Annotated in this window: 28 protein-coding genes; all 28 read left to right on the top strand. The window is 56.2% G+C overall.

Features of this window, described 5'->3' with window-relative positions; all coding sequences use genetic code 11:
* Positions 1 to 16: 16 nt before the first annotated feature.
* The 28 genes from fusA to rpsM all read left to right on the top strand — a co-directional run bounded on the left by fusA (position 17) and on the right by rpsM (position 15,713).
* Entirely contained in the window at positions 17 to 2,095 is a 2,079-nt protein-coding gene (fusA, locus tag DSOUD_RS13960) for an elongation factor G (RefSeq protein WP_053551586.1), read from the top strand.
* A gap of 24 nt (positions 2,096 to 2,119) precedes the next feature.
* Positions 2,120 to 3,319, top strand: coding sequence for an elongation factor Tu (gene tuf, locus DSOUD_RS13955; protein WP_053551585.1), 1,200 nt, complete (start codon positions 2,120 to 2,122; stop codon positions 3,317 to 3,319).
* Between the two features lie 14 nt (positions 3,320 to 3,333).
* Positions 3,334 to 3,642 carry a 30S ribosomal protein S10 gene (gene rpsJ, locus DSOUD_RS13950; protein WP_053551584.1) on the top strand — a complete coding sequence of 103 codons (309 nt, stop codon included), beginning with the start codon at positions 3,334 to 3,336 and terminating at the stop codon, positions 3,640 to 3,642.
* Between the two features lie 32 nt (positions 3,643 to 3,674).
* Entirely contained in the window at positions 3,675 to 4,313 is a 639-nt protein-coding gene (gene rplC, locus DSOUD_RS13945) for a 50S ribosomal protein L3 (RefSeq protein WP_053551583.1), read from the top strand.
* 31 nt (positions 4,314 to 4,344) lie between these two features.
* A complete protein-coding gene (rplD, locus tag DSOUD_RS13940; protein WP_053551582.1) occupies positions 4,345 to 4,965 on the top strand; it encodes a 50S ribosomal protein L4 in 621 nt (206 codons plus the stop codon).
* Positions 4,965 to 5,252: a 50S ribosomal protein L23 gene (locus DSOUD_RS13935; RefSeq protein WP_053551581.1), complete on the top strand. Its 288-nt coding sequence runs from the start codon at positions 4,965 to 4,967 to the stop codon at positions 5,250 to 5,252. Before rplD ends, DSOUD_RS13935 begins: the two co-directional genes overlap by 1 nt.
* A 32-nt stretch (positions 5,253 to 5,284) precedes the next feature.
* Positions 5,285 to 6,109, top strand: coding sequence for a 50S ribosomal protein L2 (rplB, locus tag DSOUD_RS13930; protein ID WP_053551580.1), 825 nt, complete (start codon positions 5,285 to 5,287; stop codon positions 6,107 to 6,109).
* A gap of 27 nt (positions 6,110 to 6,136) precedes the next feature.
* A complete protein-coding gene (rpsS, locus tag DSOUD_RS13925; protein ID WP_053551579.1) occupies positions 6,137 to 6,415 on the top strand; it encodes a 30S ribosomal protein S19 in 279 nt (92 codons plus the stop codon).
* Positions 6,416 to 6,442: 27 nt separating this feature from the next.
* Positions 6,443 to 6,775, top strand: a complete 333-nt coding sequence (gene rplV, locus DSOUD_RS13920; RefSeq protein WP_053551578.1) for a 50S ribosomal protein L22 — start codon at positions 6,443 to 6,445, stop codon at positions 6,773 to 6,775.
* Between the two features lie 20 nt (positions 6,776 to 6,795).
* Positions 6,796 to 7,431 carry a 30S ribosomal protein S3 gene (rpsC, locus tag DSOUD_RS13915; protein WP_053551577.1) on the top strand — a complete coding sequence of 212 codons (636 nt, stop codon included), beginning with the start codon at positions 6,796 to 6,798 and terminating at the stop codon, positions 7,429 to 7,431.
* 28 nt (positions 7,432 to 7,459) lie between these two features.
* Complete coding sequence (gene rplP / locus DSOUD_RS13910; RefSeq protein WP_053551576.1) at positions 7,460 to 7,885, top strand: 50S ribosomal protein L16; 426 nt, start codon at positions 7,460 to 7,462, stop codon at positions 7,883 to 7,885.
* Positions 7,875 to 8,063 (top strand): 50S ribosomal protein L29, encoded by a 189-nt coding sequence (gene rpmC, locus DSOUD_RS13905; protein ID WP_053551575.1) that lies wholly within the window; start codon positions 7,875 to 7,877, stop codon positions 8,061 to 8,063. Before rplP ends, rpmC begins: the two co-directional genes overlap by 11 nt.
* Before the next feature lie 12 nt (positions 8,064 to 8,075).
* Positions 8,076 to 8,351, top strand: a complete 276-nt coding sequence (rpsQ, locus tag DSOUD_RS13900) for a 30S ribosomal protein S17 (protein ID WP_053551574.1) — start codon at positions 8,076 to 8,078, stop codon at positions 8,349 to 8,351.
* 12 nt (positions 8,352 to 8,363) lie between these two features.
* Positions 8,364 to 8,732 (top strand): 50S ribosomal protein L14, encoded by a 369-nt coding sequence (gene rplN, locus DSOUD_RS13895; protein ID WP_053551573.1) that lies wholly within the window; start codon positions 8,364 to 8,366, stop codon positions 8,730 to 8,732.
* Positions 8,733 to 8,757: 25 nt separating this feature from the next.
* Entirely contained in the window at positions 8,758 to 9,087 is a 330-nt protein-coding gene (rplX, locus tag DSOUD_RS13890; protein WP_053551572.1) for a 50S ribosomal protein L24, read from the top strand.
* A 12-nt stretch (positions 9,088 to 9,099) separates the two neighbouring features.
* The gene (rplE, locus tag DSOUD_RS13885) at positions 9,100 to 9,651 is read left to right on the top strand and encodes a 50S ribosomal protein L5 (RefSeq protein WP_053551571.1); all 552 of its coding nucleotides are present in this window, start codon (positions 9,100 to 9,102) and stop codon (positions 9,649 to 9,651) included.
* Positions 9,652 to 9,663: 12 nt separating this feature from the next.
* Positions 9,664 to 9,849 carry a type Z 30S ribosomal protein S14 gene (locus DSOUD_RS18020; RefSeq protein ID WP_082351289.1) on the top strand — a complete coding sequence of 62 codons (186 nt, stop codon included), beginning with the start codon at positions 9,664 to 9,666 and terminating at the stop codon, positions 9,847 to 9,849.
* Between the two features lie 24 nt (positions 9,850 to 9,873).
* Positions 9,874 to 10,272 carry a 30S ribosomal protein S8 gene (gene rpsH / locus DSOUD_RS13880; RefSeq protein WP_053551570.1) on the top strand — a complete coding sequence of 133 codons (399 nt, stop codon included), beginning with the start codon at positions 9,874 to 9,876 and terminating at the stop codon, positions 10,270 to 10,272.
* Between the two features lie 28 nt (positions 10,273 to 10,300).
* Positions 10,301 to 10,837, top strand: a complete 537-nt coding sequence (rplF, locus tag DSOUD_RS13875; protein WP_053551569.1) for a 50S ribosomal protein L6 — start codon at positions 10,301 to 10,303, stop codon at positions 10,835 to 10,837.
* A 23-nt stretch (positions 10,838 to 10,860) separates the two neighbouring features.
* Positions 10,861 to 11,232 carry a 50S ribosomal protein L18 gene (gene rplR, locus DSOUD_RS13870; protein ID WP_082351420.1) on the top strand — a complete coding sequence of 124 codons (372 nt, stop codon included), beginning with the start codon at positions 10,861 to 10,863 and terminating at the stop codon, positions 11,230 to 11,232.
* Between the two features lie 16 nt (positions 11,233 to 11,248).
* Positions 11,249 to 11,740, top strand: coding sequence for a 30S ribosomal protein S5 (gene rpsE / locus DSOUD_RS13865; protein WP_082351288.1), 492 nt, complete (start codon positions 11,249 to 11,251; stop codon positions 11,738 to 11,740).
* A gap of 10 nt (positions 11,741 to 11,750) precedes the next feature.
* Entirely contained in the window at positions 11,751 to 11,930 is a 180-nt protein-coding gene (rpmD, locus tag DSOUD_RS13860) for a 50S ribosomal protein L30 (protein WP_053551566.1), read from the top strand.
* Positions 11,931 to 11,949: 19 nt separating this feature from the next.
* A complete protein-coding gene (gene rplO / locus DSOUD_RS13855) occupies positions 11,950 to 12,390 on the top strand; it encodes a 50S ribosomal protein L15 (RefSeq protein WP_053551565.1) in 441 nt (146 codons plus the stop codon).
* A 1-nt stretch (position 12,391) separates the two neighbouring features.
* Positions 12,392 to 13,702 carry a preprotein translocase subunit SecY gene (gene secY / locus DSOUD_RS13850; RefSeq protein ID WP_053551564.1) on the top strand — a complete coding sequence of 437 codons (1,311 nt, stop codon included), beginning with the start codon at positions 12,392 to 12,394 and terminating at the stop codon, positions 13,700 to 13,702.
* A 13-nt stretch (positions 13,703 to 13,715) separates the two neighbouring features.
* Entirely contained in the window at positions 13,716 to 14,363 is a 648-nt protein-coding gene (locus DSOUD_RS13845; RefSeq protein ID WP_053551563.1) for an adenylate kinase, read from the top strand.
* A 1-nt stretch (position 14,364) separates the two neighbouring features.
* Entirely contained in the window at positions 14,365 to 15,114 is a 750-nt protein-coding gene (gene map / locus DSOUD_RS13840; protein ID WP_053551562.1) for a type I methionyl aminopeptidase, read from the top strand.
* 95 nt (positions 15,115 to 15,209) lie between these two features.
* Positions 15,210 to 15,323, top strand: a complete 114-nt coding sequence (gene rpmJ / locus DSOUD_RS13835) for a 50S ribosomal protein L36 (protein WP_053551561.1) — start codon at positions 15,210 to 15,212, stop codon at positions 15,321 to 15,323.
* 21 nt (positions 15,324 to 15,344) lie between these two features.
* On the top strand, positions 15,345 to 15,713 hold the full coding sequence (gene rpsM, locus DSOUD_RS13830; protein ID WP_053551560.1) for a 30S ribosomal protein S13: 369 nt from the start codon (positions 15,345 to 15,347) through the stop codon (positions 15,711 to 15,713).
* Positions 15,714 to 15,717: the final 4 nt, after the last annotated feature.

Raw genomic sequence — 15,717 nt, 5'->3', positions numbered from 1 at the left:
TGGAGGACGTAACACTGTGGCACGCCAAGTATCCCTTACAAAAACCCGCAATATCGGCATCATGGCACACATTGACGCCGGTAAGACGACGACCACCGAGCGTATTCTCTATTACACCGGTGTTTCGCATAAGATCGGTGAGGTCCATGACGGGGCCGCAACCATGGACTGGATGGAGCAGGAGCAGGAGCGTGGCATCACGATCACTTCCGCTGCAACCACCTGTTTCTGGGACGATCATCGGATCAACATTATCGACACTCCCGGGCACGTCGACTTCACTATCGAGGTCGAGCGTTCACTGAAGGTGCTCGACGGCGCTGTGGCGGTTTTCTGTTCGGTCGGCGGTGTCGAGCCCCAGTCTGAAACCGTGTGGCGTCAGGCCGACAAGTACGGCGTCCCCCGTATCGCTTTTGTAAACAAGATGGACCGCATCGGCGCCGACTTTGGTCGGGGCCTGTCGATGATGCGCGACCGTCTTGGTGCCAATCCCATCCCCATCCAGTTGCCGATCGGCAAGGAGGACACCTTCCGCGGTGTCATCGACCTTGTCGAGATGAAGGCTGTCGTCTGGGACGACGAGTCCCTCGGTGCCAATTTTGAAGTCGTTGAGATCCCCGCCGACCTCCTGTCTGCTGCCGAAGAGGCACGGGAGAAACTGGTCGAGGAAGTCTCTTCCCACGACGAAGAGTTGACGGAAAAGTATCTCGGCGGCGAGACTCTCACCAATGAAGAGCTCAAGGCCGGAATCCGCAAGGCCACCATCGCTCTGCATATCAATCCCGTTCTCTGTGGTTCCGCATTCAAAAACAAGGGTGTCCAGAACCTTCTGGATGCCGTTGTCGATTACATGCCCTCCCCGATCGATGTCCCCGCCATCAGAGGAATTCTTCCCGGCACGGAGACTGAAGTGCTGCGTCCGGCCGATGACAACGGTCCCTTTGCCGCCCTGGCCTTCAAGATCATGACCGACCCCTTCGTCGGGCAGTTGACCTTCTTCCGCGTCTACTCCGGCGTTATCGAGTCGGGCTCTTACGTCCTCAATTCCACCAAGGACAAGAGGGAGCGCGTCGGCCGCATCCTGGCGATGCACGCCAATAAGCGTGAGGAGATCAAGAAGGTCTTTTCCGGCGACATCGCTGCCGCTGTCGGTCTTAAATACACCACCACCGGCGACACCCTCTGTGATGAGAAGAAAATCTGTCTCCTCGAGGCGATGGAATTTCCCGAGCCGGTCATCCATGTCGCCGTCGAGCCGAAAACCAAGGCCGACCAGGAGAAGATGGGAACCGCTCTGCAGAAACTTCTGGCAGAGGACCCTTCGCTGCGTGTCCGCACCGACGAAGAGACCGGGCAGACCATCCTCTCCGGAATGGGCGAACTGCACCTCGAGATCATCATCGACCGCATGATGCGCGAATTCAAGGTCGCCTGCAACGTCGGCGCACCCCAGGTCGCCTACCGTGAGTCGATCACCAAAAAGGTCGAGGTTCAGGGCAAGTTCGTTCGCCAGTCCGGCGGTCGTGGTCAGTATGGCGATTGCTGGCTGCGTATCGAGCCTCAGGAGCCCGGGGCCGGCTTTGCCTTCGTCGATGAGACCAAGGGGGGCGTTATCCCCAAGGAATATATCCCGGCCATCGGCAAGGGCGCCGAGGAGGCCTCCCTGAACGGTATCCTCGCCGGTTTCCCCATCGTCGACGTCAGGGTCGCGGTTTTCGACGGTTCATATCACGACGTCGACTCCTCGGAAATGGCTTTCAAGATTGCCGGTTCCATGGGATTCAAGGAGGGTGCTGCCAAGGCAGGCCCTGTACTCCTCGAGCCCGTCATGGCCGTCGAAGTTGTAGTCCCCGAGGAATACATGGGGGATGTCATGGGCGATCTCAGCAGCCGTCGTGGCAAGATCATGGGCATGGAAAGCCGCAGCGGCGCTCAGACCGTCAGCGCTCACGTGCCGCTCGCCAACATGTTCGGTTATTCCACCGATCTGCGCAGTTCCACCCAGGGACGGGCGACCTACTCCATGGTCTTCGACCACTACGAGCAGGTTCCCAAGGCTATCGCTGAGGAAGTTATCGCCAAGGTTAAAGGCTAAGAGCAAATCAAGGAGGGCTTTCCCATGGCCAAAGCAAAATTCGAAAGAACCAAGCCCCATGTCAATATCGGGACCATCGGTCACGTCGACCATGGGAAGACCACGCTGACCGCTGCCATCACCAACGTGCTGGCATCCCGCGGCGGCGCCGTGTACAAGGCCTTCGATCAGATCGACAACGCTCCCGAAGAGCGCGAGCGCGGCATCACCATCGCCACCGCCCACGTCGAGTATGAGACGGCCAACCGGCACTATGCCCATGTCGACTGCCCGGGTCACGCCGACTACGTCAAGAACATGATCACCGGTGCCGCTCAGATGGACGGCGCGATCCTGGTCTGTTCCGCCGCCGACGGTCCGATGCCCCAGACCCGCGAGCACATCCTTCTCGCCCGTCAGGTCGGCGTCCCCTCCATGGTCGTCTTTTTGAACAAGGCCGACATGGTGGACGACGAGGAGCTCATGGAGCTGGTCGAGCTCGAGATCCGCGAGCTTCTCTCCGCCTATGACTTCCCCGGCGACGACACGCCCATCATCCCCGGCAGCGCTCTCAAGGCCCTCGAGTGCGGCTGCGGCAAGGAAGATTGCGCCGCCTGCAAGCCGGTCCTCGACCTGATGGACGCCTGCGACAGCTTCATTCCGGTCCCCGAGCGGGCCATCGACCGTCCCTTCCTGATGCCGGTCGAGGACGTCTTCTCGATCTCCGGTCGCGGCACCGTCGCCACCGGTCGTATCGAGCGCGGCATCGTCAAGATCCAGGAAGAGATCGAAATCGTCGGCATGAAGGCGACCACCAAGACCGTGGTCACCGGCGTCGAGATGTTCCGCAAGCTTCTCGATCAGGGTCAGGCCGGTGACAACGTCGGCGTACTGCTGCGCGGCGTCAAGCGCGAGGACATCGAGCGCGGCCAGGTTCTGGCCAAGCCCGGCAGCATCACCCCGCACACCAAGTTCAAGGCCGAGGCCTACATCCTGACCAAGGAAGAAGGGGGGCGCCACACGCCGTTCTTCAAGGGGTATCGTCCCCAGTTCTACTTCCGGACCACCGACGTGACCGGCATCGTCGAGCTCCCCGAGGGGACCGAGATGGTTATGCCTGGTGACAACATCGCCATGGTCGTCAATTTGATCACCCCGATCGCCATGGACAAGGAACTGCGCTTCGCCATCCGCGAAGGCGGCCGGACCGTCGGTGCCGGCGTCGTCAGCGAGATTATCGAGTAATAGAGGAACTTACTATGCCGAGCCAGAAGATTAGAATCCGTCTGAAAGCTTATGATCATAAGCTTCTTGATCTGTCAGTGAACGAGATCGTTGATACGGCCAAGCGTACCGGTGCCAGGATAGCCGGGCCCATTCCGCTGCCGACCATTATCAACAAATATTGCGTCCTCCGTGGACCGCATGTTGACAAAAAGAGCCGCGAACAATTCGAAATGCGCACGCACAAACGGCTCCTCGATATTCTGGAGCCCACCCAGCAGACGGTGGATGCGCTGATGAAACTCGACCTCTCCGCTGGGGTCGATGTTGAGATCAAACTTTAGAAACTATCTATATCAAGGTAAGGGTTTGTGTAATGATCAAGGGAATCTTGGGTAAGAAGCTCGGCATGTCCCAGGTCTTCGCCGCGGATGGCAGACGCATCCCGGTTACGGTAGTCGAGGCCGGCCCCTGTGTTGTTTTGCAGAAGAAAACTGTCGCTACGGACGGATACAACGCCCTTCAGGTCGGTTTCGCCGCCAAGAAGAGCCACCGTGTGAATCAGCCGGAGATGGGCCATTTCAAAAAAGCCGGCGCCGGTGCCTTCCGTCACCTCCGTGAATTCCGTGTTGACAATGTGGATGAGTACAACGTCGGCGATGAGATCACCTGCGGCACCATCTTCGGCGTCGGCGACATTATTGATGTCACCGGGACCAGCAAGGGGAAGGGCTTTCAGGGCGTCATCAAACGCTGGAACTTTTCCGGAGGACGGGCGAGCCACGGCTCGATGTTCCACCGTCACGGCGGTTCCATCGGCTGCAGCGCCTGGCCTTCGCGGGTCTTCAAGGGCAAGAAGATGGCAGGTCAGATGGGAAATGAGCAGGTGACGACCCAGAACCTGCAGATTGTCGAGCTTCGCCCGGAACAGAACCTGATTCTGGTCAGGGGAGCGATCCCCGGCGCCACGAACAGCCTGGTGATGCTCCGCAAGGGCATCAAGGCCAAGAAATAGCCCTTCGATAAGAGGACTTGGGAGATAGATCATGGCTAGGATTGCAGTTTACGACATCAATAAGAATCAGGTTTCCGAGCGGGAAATCTCTGATGCGGTGTTCAACGCCGATGTCAAGGGTTACCTGATCCACGATATGGTCCGCTATCAGCAGGCCGCACGCCGACAGGGAACGGCCTCCACCAAAACCCGGAGCGAAGTCTCGGGTGGCGGAAAGAAGCCTTACAAACAAAAGGGAACGGGCAATGCCCGTCAAGGCTGTATCCGGGCCCCCCACTATGTCGGCGGCGGTGCCGCTTTCGGGCCGAATCCGCGCGATTACAACTTCAAACTTAACCGCAAGGTCAAGAAGGCCGCTCTCAAGAGCGCCCTGTCGGCCCGATTCAAGGCGGAAAAGTTCACCGTGCTCAATGCTTTCGATCTCGAGAAGATCAGCACCAAGGGGTTCATTGAGGTTATCAGCCGTTTCGATATCTCGAATGTCCTGGTGGTTATCGATGGAGCCGACGCGAAGGTCGAGCTCTCCGCCCGCAACCTGCCCAACGTCAAGGTTTTGCGCGCCGAAGGTGTCAACGTCTATGATGTGATGAAGTACCGGCACCTGGTACTCACCGAGGGGGCCGTTGCCCATCTGGAAGGAGCGTTAGCCTGATGAAACCACTGCATCAGATTATTAAGAAGCCGTTGATAACCGAAAAGACCAGCCTGCAGAAAGAGGCCGGGCAGGTCGTGGCTTTTGAAGTTTCCGTTGACGCCAACAAGATCGAGATCAAGCAGGCTGTCGAACAGGCCTTCGAGGTTAAGGTACACAACGTCAATACCGTTTTGGTCGCCGGAAAGAAAAAGCGCGTCGGAAAAAATTTCGGCAAGCGGTCCAACTGGAAAAAGGCGTATGTGACCCTGGCTGAAGGAAACAGCATCGACCTCTTCGGTGTCTGAGGAATTGTAATCAAGCGATACGGAGTACGATAATGGCGATCAAAAAATTCAAGCCGACCTCTCCCGGTCGTCGTCACATGACTGCCTCGACATTTGAGGAGGTTACGACCTCGACGCCGGAAAAGTCTCTTGTTGCCCCCCTGAAGAAGACCGGTGGCCGTAACAATTATGGCCGGATTACAAAGCGTCACACCGGGGGCGGACACAAACGCAAATACAGGATCATCGATTTCAAGCGGGACAAGAAAGAAATTCCGGCTCGGATCGTATCTGTTGAGTATGACCCCAACCGTTCGGCGCGCATTGCCCTCCTTAACTACCTTGACGGGGAAAAGCGCTACATCCTGGCGCCTGTCGGTATTCAGGTCGGCGACACCGTCATTGCCAGCGAGCAGGCGGATATTCAGCCTGGCAACGCCATGGCGATTCGCTCCATGCCTCTCGGTACCTGGGTTCATAATGTGGAACTCAGGGTCGGCAAGGGCGGACAATTGGCCCGTAGCGCCGGAACCTATGCCATGATTGCCGCCAAGGAAGGGAAGTATGCCCAGCTTCGTCTCCCCTCCGGCGAGGTTCGCCTGGTCCTCCAGGACTGCTGTGCCACCATCGGCCAGGTCGGCAATGCCGATCATGAAAACATCAAGATCGGCAAGGCCGGCCGTAATCGGTGGCTCGGCAAGCGTCCCCAGACGCGTGGTGTGGCAATGAACCCGGTCGACCATCCCCACGGTGGTGGCGAAGGTAAAAGTTCCGGTGGCCGCCACCCCGTAACACCCTGGGGTGTTCCGACCAAGGGCTACAAGACCCGTACAAATAAGCGGACCGATCGTTTTATCGTTCGGCGTAAGACGAAATAACACCATTTTCTGATAGAGGAGACGGCAGTGGCTAGATCAATAAAAAAAGGGCCTTACGTCCAAGAATGTATTACACGCAAGTTGGCGGCTGAAGGGTTGGCCAAAAAGGTCATCAAGACCTGGTCCCGCCGGTCGACCATATTCCCTGAATTCGTTGGTCTTACCTTTGCTGTCCACAACGGCAAGAAGTTTGTTCCGGTCTTCGTTTCTGAGAACATGGTCGGTCACAAGCTTGGTGAGTTCGCTCCCACCCGGACCTATTATGGGCACGGCGCGGATAAGAAGAGCAAGCTGAAGAAGAAATAGTGATTCCGCGTAAGGAGCTATAGATTCATGGAAGCCAGAGCCAAACTCAGTTATATCCGTCTGTCACCGCAGAAAACTCGCCTGGTCGTCGACCTGGTGCGTGGCAAGAAGGTGCAGGACGCTCTTAATGTCCTCAAATTTTCTCCGCAGAAGGCTGCCGACATCGTCGCCAAGCTGGTCAGTTCGGCTGTCGCCAATGCAGAGCAGAAGGGCGTCTCTGACGTCGACCGGTTGTATGTGAAGACCATCACCGTCGATCAGGGGCCCGCACTTAAGCGGTTCATCCCGCGGGCGCAGGGACGTGCGACCAAAATCCGTAAGCCGACCAGTCACATTCTGGTTGTGCTTGACGAAAAATAATCTGTTGAGGAGGTGATAGTTTGGGCCAGAAAGTACATCCAATAGGATTTCGTTTGGGGGTCATCAAGACCTGGGACTCGAAGTGGTATGCCGAGGCTGATTACGCCAAGTTGTTGCATGAGGATATCAAGCTCCGCAACTACCTCAAGAAAAGGCTCTTTCACGCCGGTATTTCCAAGATCGAAATGGAGCGGGCTGCCAACAAGGCGAAGATCAATATCTTTGCTGCTCGTCCCGGGATCATCATCGGCAAGAAGGGTTCCGAGGTTGAGGCTCTCAAAAAGGAGCTGGCCAAACTCACCGACAAGGAAGTCTTCATCAACATTCAGGAAGTTCGCAAACCTGAAATCGATGCCCAGCTCGTTGCTGAAAACGTCGCACTTCAACTCGAACGCCGCGTCGCCTTCCGCCGGGCCATGAAGAAGAGCGTCAGTTCGGCACTGAAGTTCGGCGCCCAGGGGATCAAGATCCACTGCAGCGGCCGTCTCGGTGGCGCTGAAATGAGCCGTACCGAATGGTACCGTGAAGGGCGTGTGCCGCTGCACACCCTGCGCGCCGATATCGATTACGGGTTCGCAGAAGCGAAAACCACGTACGGCATTATCGGCGTCAAGGTTCTTATCTTCAAGGGCGAAGTTCTCGCAAAAGCACAGTAAAGAGTGATCGGGATAGGAGTAATCTGTTATGTTAATGCCCAAGAAGGTTAAGCATAGAAAAACATTTAAGGGGCGCATGAAGGGCGCCGCCAAGGGTGGTACCGAAATCACCTTCGGCGACTACGGTCTTCAGGCGTTGGCCTGCGGCTGGCTTTCTTCTCGACAGATCGAGGCCGCTCGTCGTGCCATGACCCGCTATGTCAAGCGCGGCGGCAAGATCTGGATCAGGATCTTTCCTGACAAGCCGCTGACACGGAAACCTGCCGAAACCCGTATGGGTAAGGGAAAGGGTTCTCCGGACAGTTGGGTCGCAGTCATCCGGCCCGGTGTTGTGCTCTATGAGATGCAGGGGGTTGATTTGGAAGAGGCCCGCGAGGCCTTCCGTCTCGCAGCTCATAAGCTCCCCTTGAAAACCAAGTTTGTGATCAGGGAGGAAATCGGCAATGAAGGCTAGTGAGATCAGAGACCTCAGTGTCGAGGATCTGGCGAAGAAAGATCAGGAATTGAATCAGGAGTTGTTCAATCTTCGGTTCCAGCTCCACACGGGACACTTGGAGAACAGCGGCCGGGTCAACCAGGTCAGAAAAGATATCGCCCGGGTAAAGACCGTTCTGCGGGAAAAGCTGGGATAGCGAGGAATGGCGATGACAGATATTAATAAAGAGCGTGGAAATCGTAAAACCCTGATGGGTATTGTGGTCAGCGACAAGATGGACAAGACCGTGGTTGTCAAGGTCGATCAGCTGATCAAGCATCCCGTCTACAAAAAATACCTCAAGCGTGGGGTGACTTACAAGGCGCATGACGAGCAGAACAGCTGTAGCGTCGGCGACAAGGTTCTCCTCGTGGAGACCAGACCGCTGTCCCGTGATAAGCGGTGGAGAGTCCGCGAAATCTTAGAAAAGAACGTAACCGTTTAGGAGATACAAGCCATGATTCAGATGCAGACGATGCTTGATGTCGCAGACAATTCCGGTGCACGGAAGCTCTGCTGCGTCAAGGTGCTTGGCGGCTCCAAGAGGAAGTACGCCGGTCTTGGCGATATCATCATCTGCTCCGTTAAGGAGGCCCTGCCCAATTCCAAGGTCAGAAAAGGTGACGTGGTTCGTGCCGTCATTGTCAGGACGGCCAAGGAAATAACCCGCCCGGATGGTTCATATATCCGCTTCGACAAGAACTCCGCCGTGGTGGTCAATGCTGCCGGAGAGCCTGTCGGGACCCGTATTTTCGGACCCGTCGCCCGTGAACTCCGGGCCCGCCGCTTCATGAAAATCGTGTCGTTGGCCCCCGAAGTACTCTAAATTAGTAACTGGGAGATAAGAAGCAATGGCGGCAAAGAAATTTCATGTCAAAAAAGATGACATGGTGATGGTCATAGCGGGGAAGGAGAAGGGCAAATCCGGCAAGGTTGTCAGGGTTTTCCCGGAAAAAGGACGGATTGTCGTCGAGAACCTGAATATGATCAAACGGCACACTCGTCCGAATCGGGCCAATGCCGAGGGTGGAATCGTCGAGAAAGAAGCGGCAATCGATGCGTCGAACGTCCTTCTTCTCTGCGGGGCGTGCAACAAGGCGGCTCGTACCGGCGTGCGTATCCTCGACGATGGCACCAAGACCCGCTTTTGCAAGAAGTGTAACGAGATCGTGGATAAGTAACGGAGGATTTCCATGGCCAGACTGAAAGAGAAATACCAGGCCGAGCTGGCACCTCAGCTCATGAAGGACCTGCAGCTTAAAAATGTTATGGAAGTCCCCCGGATCGAGAAGGTCGTTATCAATATGGGCCTCGGGGAGGCCATTCAGAATATCAAAATTCTCGAGTCGGCCGTTGTGGAACTGGGCCGGATCAGTGGCCAGAAGGCGGTTGTCACCAAGGCGAAGAACTCCATCGCCACCTTCAAGCTTCGTGAAGGGATGCCCATCGGTTGCATGGTGACTTTGCGCCGGAACAGAGCCTATGAGTTTCTTGATCGTCTGATCAATGTTGCCCTCCCTCGTGTCCGCGATTTCAAGGGCGTTTCGCCCAAAGCTTTCGACGGCCGGGGTAACTACACTCTGGGGATCAAAGAGCAGTTGATTTTCCCTGAGATTGATTTCGAGAAAATCGACAAGGTCAAGGGAATGAATGTGACCATCGTCACCTCAGCCAGGACTGACGAAGAGGGGCGTGCCCTTCTTGCTGGAATGGGAATGCCCTTTAGGAAAAAGTCGGAAGGATAGCGGAGGTTTACAGTGGCTAAGAAATCGATGATGATTAAGGCTGCGGCGACACCAAAGTTCAGCGTGCAGAAATACAATCGCTGTCCCCTTTGCGGTCGTCCCAGGGCCTATTACCGGAAATTTGATATGTGCAGGATTTGCCTGCGCAAGCTGGCGTCGGAAGGTAAACTTCCCGGTGTAACTAAGTCGAGCTGGTAAAGAAAGCATAGAGGAGCTGTATTCATGGCAATGACCGATCCTATTGCGGATCTGCTGACCCGTATTCGGAACGCGGGGATGGCGAAGCACCCCAAACTGGACATGCCGTCGTCCAACGTAAAAGTGGCCATTGCCACGGTGCTCAAAGATCTCGGGTATATCAAGAATTTCAAGACCGTCAGCGACGACAAGCAGGGCGTGCTGCGGATTTATCTGAAATTCGACAATGATAACAAACATGTGATTCACGAAATCAAGCGGATCTCTACTCCAGGTCGTCGTGTTTATGTCGGCAAGGAGGAAATCCCCATGATCAAGAGTGGCCTGGGGAACGCAATCCTCTCGACTTCCAAGGGGGTGCTGCACGATGCGGCGGCCCGTGAGGCTGAGGTTGGCGGAGAGGTTCTCTGCACCGTCTGGTAAGTGATTCGGCTCTAGGAGTATGAAGACGATGTCAAGAATTGGAAAAAAACCCATTGCGATTCCTTCCGGAGTCAAGGTGGTTCAGAGCGGAACGACCCTGAATGTCAAGGGACCCAACGGTGAACTCACCAGGACGCTCCGTGAGGAGGTCAACGTCCAGGTGGATGTCGACCAAATCCTGGTGACCGCTCCCGAGGGACGGAATGGCGGGGCCATGCAGGGGTTGACGCGGACGCTGATCGCCAATATGGTCGAGGGTGTTACCAAGGGGTACCAGAAGATCCTCGAGATCAACGGCGTTGGTTATCGCGCCGAGCTCAAGGGTCCGGTGCTGAATCTGGCCCTCGGCTACTCGCACCCCATCGAATACCCCTTGCCGGCCGGCATTTCGGCGGAAGTCGAAAAGCAGACGAAGATCACGGTCAAGGGGATCGATAAGGAACTTGTCGGGGCGACGGCGGCGAAGATCCGGTCATTCCGCGAACCTGAACCCTACAAGGGCAAGGGCATCAAGTATTCTGATGAACGGATTATCCGTAAGGCTGGCAAGACCGGCAAAAAATAAGTGACGTGCAGGCAAGGAGAACTATCGTGAGCGTTGCAAATAAAAGGGCTCAGGCACGGTTGAAGCGTCAGGTCCGGGTTCGTCGTAAGGTCCGGGGTACGACCGGGCGCCCTCGACTCTGCATTTACCGGAGCGCTAAACATATTTACGCACAGATTATCGAAGACATCACCGGAACGACTCTGGTGGCTGCTTCAACTGTGTGCAAGGACGTTGCCGATGGTCAGAAATACACCGGTAATATCGAAGCGGCCAAGGCGGTGGGCGAGGCAATTGCCAAAAAAGCCCTTGAAAAAAACATCAAACAGGTGGTCTTTGACCGCAACGGTTTTCTGTATCATGGGCGCATTCAGGCCCTTGCCGACGCGGCTCGTGAAGCCGGCCTGTCTTTCTAGGTAAAGGAGGATGTCTTTGCTTCGCATCGATTCCAAAGAGCTGAACTTGACTGACCGAGTCATTCATATCAATCGTTGTTCAAAGGTCGTCAAAGGTGGTCGTCGTTTCAGTTTCTCCGCCCTGGTGGTGGTGGGCGACGGCGAGGGTATTGTCGGTTTCGGTCTCGGGAAGGCCAAAGAGGTCCCCGAGGCTATTCGCAAGGGGGTGGAGCAGGCGAAGAAAAACCTGATCCGTGTTCCTCTCAAGGACCGTACCATCCCTTTTGATGTTCTTGGCAAGTTCGGTGCAGGCAAGGTCCTGCTTAAACCGGCTTCCCAGGGTACCGGCGTCATCGCCGGAGGTGCCACGCGCGCCGTTCTCGAAGTGGCGGGTGTCGGCGACATTCTGTCCAAGTGTCTCGGTTCCAACAATCCGCACAATGTGGTGAAGGCGACCCTAAATGCTCTTTCTCAGCTCAAAAGTGCTGAAGAAATCATGGCTCGCCGCGGGTTTGGTTCCGGCGAATAAGGAGCATATTATGGACGGGCAAGTTAAAATCACCCTGAAAAAAAGCGGCATCGGCCGCAAAGAATATTTTACCAAGGTACTGAAGGGACTCGGGTTGACCCGTCTTCATCAGACCGTGGTCAAACAGGACACTCCGGAAATCCGTGGGATGATTGCCAAAGTCTCCCATATGGTTTCAATTGAAGACTGACTTCGCAAGGAATAGAGCTATGGATCTGAGTAATCTGAAACCGGCACTCGGTTCGACCAAAAATAGAAAGCGCCTCGGACGTGGTCCTGGTTCCGGCAACGGCAAAACGGCCGGCAAGGGACATAAGGGGCAGAATGCCCGCTCCGGCGGCGGCGTCAAGGCAGGATTCGAAGGTGGGCAGATGCCTCTGCAGCGCCGCCTTCCGAAACGAGGGTTCACCTCCCTGAACAAGAAGGAGTACGTTCTTGTCAACCTGCGCGACCTGGAGCTTTTTGAGGCCGGGAGCGTCGTTGATCTGGAATCCCTCGGCCAGGCCGGCCTGATCAATAAGGTGGGGGACGGCGTCAAGATTCTTGCCGACGGCGATTTCTCCAAGGCCCTGACCGTGAAGGCTCATAAGTTCAGCAAGTCGGCCATTGCTAAGATCGAGGCGGCGGGCGGCAAAGCCGAGGTTATCTAAATTGATCGCGAGCATACAAAATATCTTTCGTATCCCCGAACTGCGCCGACGGATTCTCTTCACTCTCGGTATGCTTGCGGTTTACCGGGTGGGATGTCATGTTCCGACGCCGGGGATTGACGCCCAGGTTCTCGCTAAGTTCTTTGAGGGAACCCAGGGGACTCTTCTGGGTCTCGTCAGCGCTTTTACCGGCGGTGCGCTTGAGCGCATGACGGTGTTTGCCCTCGGGATCATGCCCTACATCAGTGCATCCATTATTTTGCAGTTGCTTACGGTGGTTTTTGAGCCCGTGGAGCGGTTGTCGAAGGAAGGGGAGCAGGGGCGCAAGACGATCACCAAATGGACCCGATACGGAACCATCGTGCTGTCCGTCATCCAGGGCGCTGGGATCGCCGTCGGTCTTCAGACCATGCGTGGCCCGGCCGGCGAACTGGTCGTCCCGGACCAGGGCATCGGCTTCATCCTGCTGACAATCATCACCCTGACTGCCGGAACAGCCTTTATCATGTGGCTCGGCGAGCAGATCACCGAACGCGGTATCGGCAACGGCATCTCGCTGATCATCTTTGCAGGTATTGTCGCCAACATGCCGTCGGCCATCGTCAACACCCTGCGTCTCTCGACCACCGGCGCCATCTCACCGGTGGTGTTGCTGATCATCGTGGCGCTGATGGTCGCCGTAATCTGGGCCATCGTCTTCATGGAGAGAGGCCAGCGGCGAGTCCCGATTCATTATGCCAAGCGCGTCGTCGGCATGCGCAATTACGGGGGCCAGACCAGCCACCTCCCCCTCAAGGTCAATATGAGCGGCGTCATCCCGCCCATCTTTGCCAGTTCGATCATCATGTTCCCGGCGACCGTGGCCAACCTCGTCGATGTCCCTTGGGTCCAGACCGTCGCTTCCATGATGACTCCGAGCCACTGGCTGTATAACGTTTTTTTCGTTGCATTTATCATCTTCTTCTGTTACTTCTACACGGCTGTGACTTTCAACCCTGTGGATGTGGCCGATAATGTCAAAAAGCAGGGTGGTTATGTTCCGGGGATTCGTCCCGGGAAGGCAACTGCCGAATATATCGATACGGTGTTGAGCCGGCTCACCTTTGCCGGCGCCCTGTATGTCTCGGCGGTTTGCGTGCTGCCGACCATATTGATCGGACAATTTAATATCCCCTTTTATTTCGGCGGAACCTCCTTGCTGATTGTCGTTGGTGTCGGAATGGATACGGCCTCGCAGATCGAGGCGCATCTCATCTCCCGCTCCTATGAAGGGTTCATGAAGGGTGTGACCCTCAAGGGACGTCACGGGTAGGGCAATAGAAACGATGAAGCTTATTCTGCTAGGACCTCCTGGTGCCGGAAAGGGCACCCAGGCCAAGATGCTGACGGTACGGTTCGGGATCCCACAGATTTCTACGGGCGACATCCTGCGGGCGGCAGTCCGCGAGGGGACTCCCATGGGGGTCAAGGCCAAGGACTGCATGGATTCCGGCGCGCTGGTCGGCGACGAGATCGTGGTGGGAATCGTCAGGGAACGTCTGTTGAAGGATGACTGCCGCCCCGGTTTTATTCTCGACGGTTTTCCGCGCAACGTAGCTCAGGCCGATGCTCTCAAGGAGACTCTTGCTGCTCTCGGCAAGGAGCTGGATGTCGTCGTCTCCCTCGACGTGGATACCGAGGCTCTGGTTGAAAGGTTGACCGGGCGCCGGACCTGTCGGGATTGCGGACGGGGATATCACGTAAAGTTCGATCCTCCTGCTGTCGCCGACAGGTGTGATGCCTGCGACGGAGAGCTTTTTCAGCGCGAGGATGATCAGGAGTCGACCATACGTCATCGGCTGGACGTCTATCAGCAGCAAACAGCTCCTCTTATCGATTACTACCGTCGCGCCGGTCTCCTTTCGGTCATCGATGGGATGCAGGAAATGAACGCTGTCCAGGAACAACTGCTGGCCGTCTGTCGGACCAGTTGACGTGATCGTTTTAAAATCCAGTGCTGAACTCGACCAGATGCGTGTTGCCGGAGAAATGGTAGCCGAAATTCTCGAGTTGCTGCGGGAGCGAATCTGTCCCGGTGTAACGACCCGGGAGCTTGACAGTCTGGCCGAAGATGAATGCCGGAAGAGGAAGGCCCGTCCGGCCTTCAAGGGGTATGGCGGTTTTCCCTTCACGGTCTGCGCTTCCCCCAACGATCAGGTTGTTCACGGGTTTCCCAACGAGATCCCGCTGACCGAGGGTGAAATCCTGAGTATCGATTTCGGTGTGGTCTATCGGGGGTTCTATGGTGACGCCGCCATGACGATCCCCGTCGGGTCGATCGATGACGACAGGGCGAAACTGTTGCGGATCACCAGGCGGTCCCTGGAGTTAGGCATTGAGGCGGCGGTCATTGGCGGCCGGTTGTCCGACATCTCCAGCGCTGTTCAGACCTGCGTCGAGAAAGAAGGGTATTCGGTGGTTCGGGAGTTTGTCGGCCACGGCATCGGCCGCGAACTGCATGAAGCCCCGCAGATCCCCAACTTCGGTCCTCCGGGACAGGGTCCGCGGCTTAAAGCCGGTATGGTTCTGGCCATCGAGCCGATGATCAATATGGGACGCCCCGAGGTGAAGATTCTCGAAGATGGGTGGACGGCCGTCACGGTCGACGGGAAACCCTCCGCTCACTTTGAACACACGGTAGCAGTCACCGAAGACGGCCCTGAAATACTGACCCGGATTCGTTAAGACGGTTGAGAATTCAGGTGGGGCGGTAATCCCGGGGCTGGCAGCGCGGTTTCGGTGTTTCAATAACAGAATGGCTTACCAAAAGGAATAGAGTGATGAAGGTCCGAGCTTCGGTTAAGGCAATCTGCGACAAGTGCAAGGTCGTCAAGCGCAAGGGTATTGTCCGGATTATCTGTGAGAACCCCAAGCACAAGCAGAAACAGGGATAAAGGGATTAGGAGGAACAGACATTGGCACGTATTGCTGGTATCGACTTACCGAGAAACAAGCGGTGCGAGATAGCACTCACCTACATTTACGGCATTGGTAACTCCGCGTCCAGGGAGATTCTGACCAAGGCCGGGGTAGATTTCAATACCCGTTCCGACGACTTGAATGAAGTGGAACTTGGCAAGATCCGCGAAGTCATCGACCGTGAACACAAGGTCGAAGGGGATCTGCGTCGCGAAATTTCCATGAATATCAAGCGCTTGATGGATCTCGGTTGTTATCGTGGATTGCGTCATCGCCGAGGACTTCCCGTCCGTGGCCAGAAAACCAAAACCAATGCCCGTACCCGGAAGGGTCCTCGCAAGACCGTGGCCGGTAAGAAGAAATAATTGG

Source organism: Desulfuromonas soudanensis (genome assembly GCF_001278055.1).
GTDB classification, from domain to species: domain Bacteria; phylum Desulfobacterota; class Desulfuromonadia; order Desulfuromonadales; family WTL; genus Deferrimonas; species Deferrimonas soudanensis.
The sequence above is the reverse complement of the archived record's forward strand: the minus strand, read 5'-3'. Positions and strand labels throughout refer to the sequence as shown.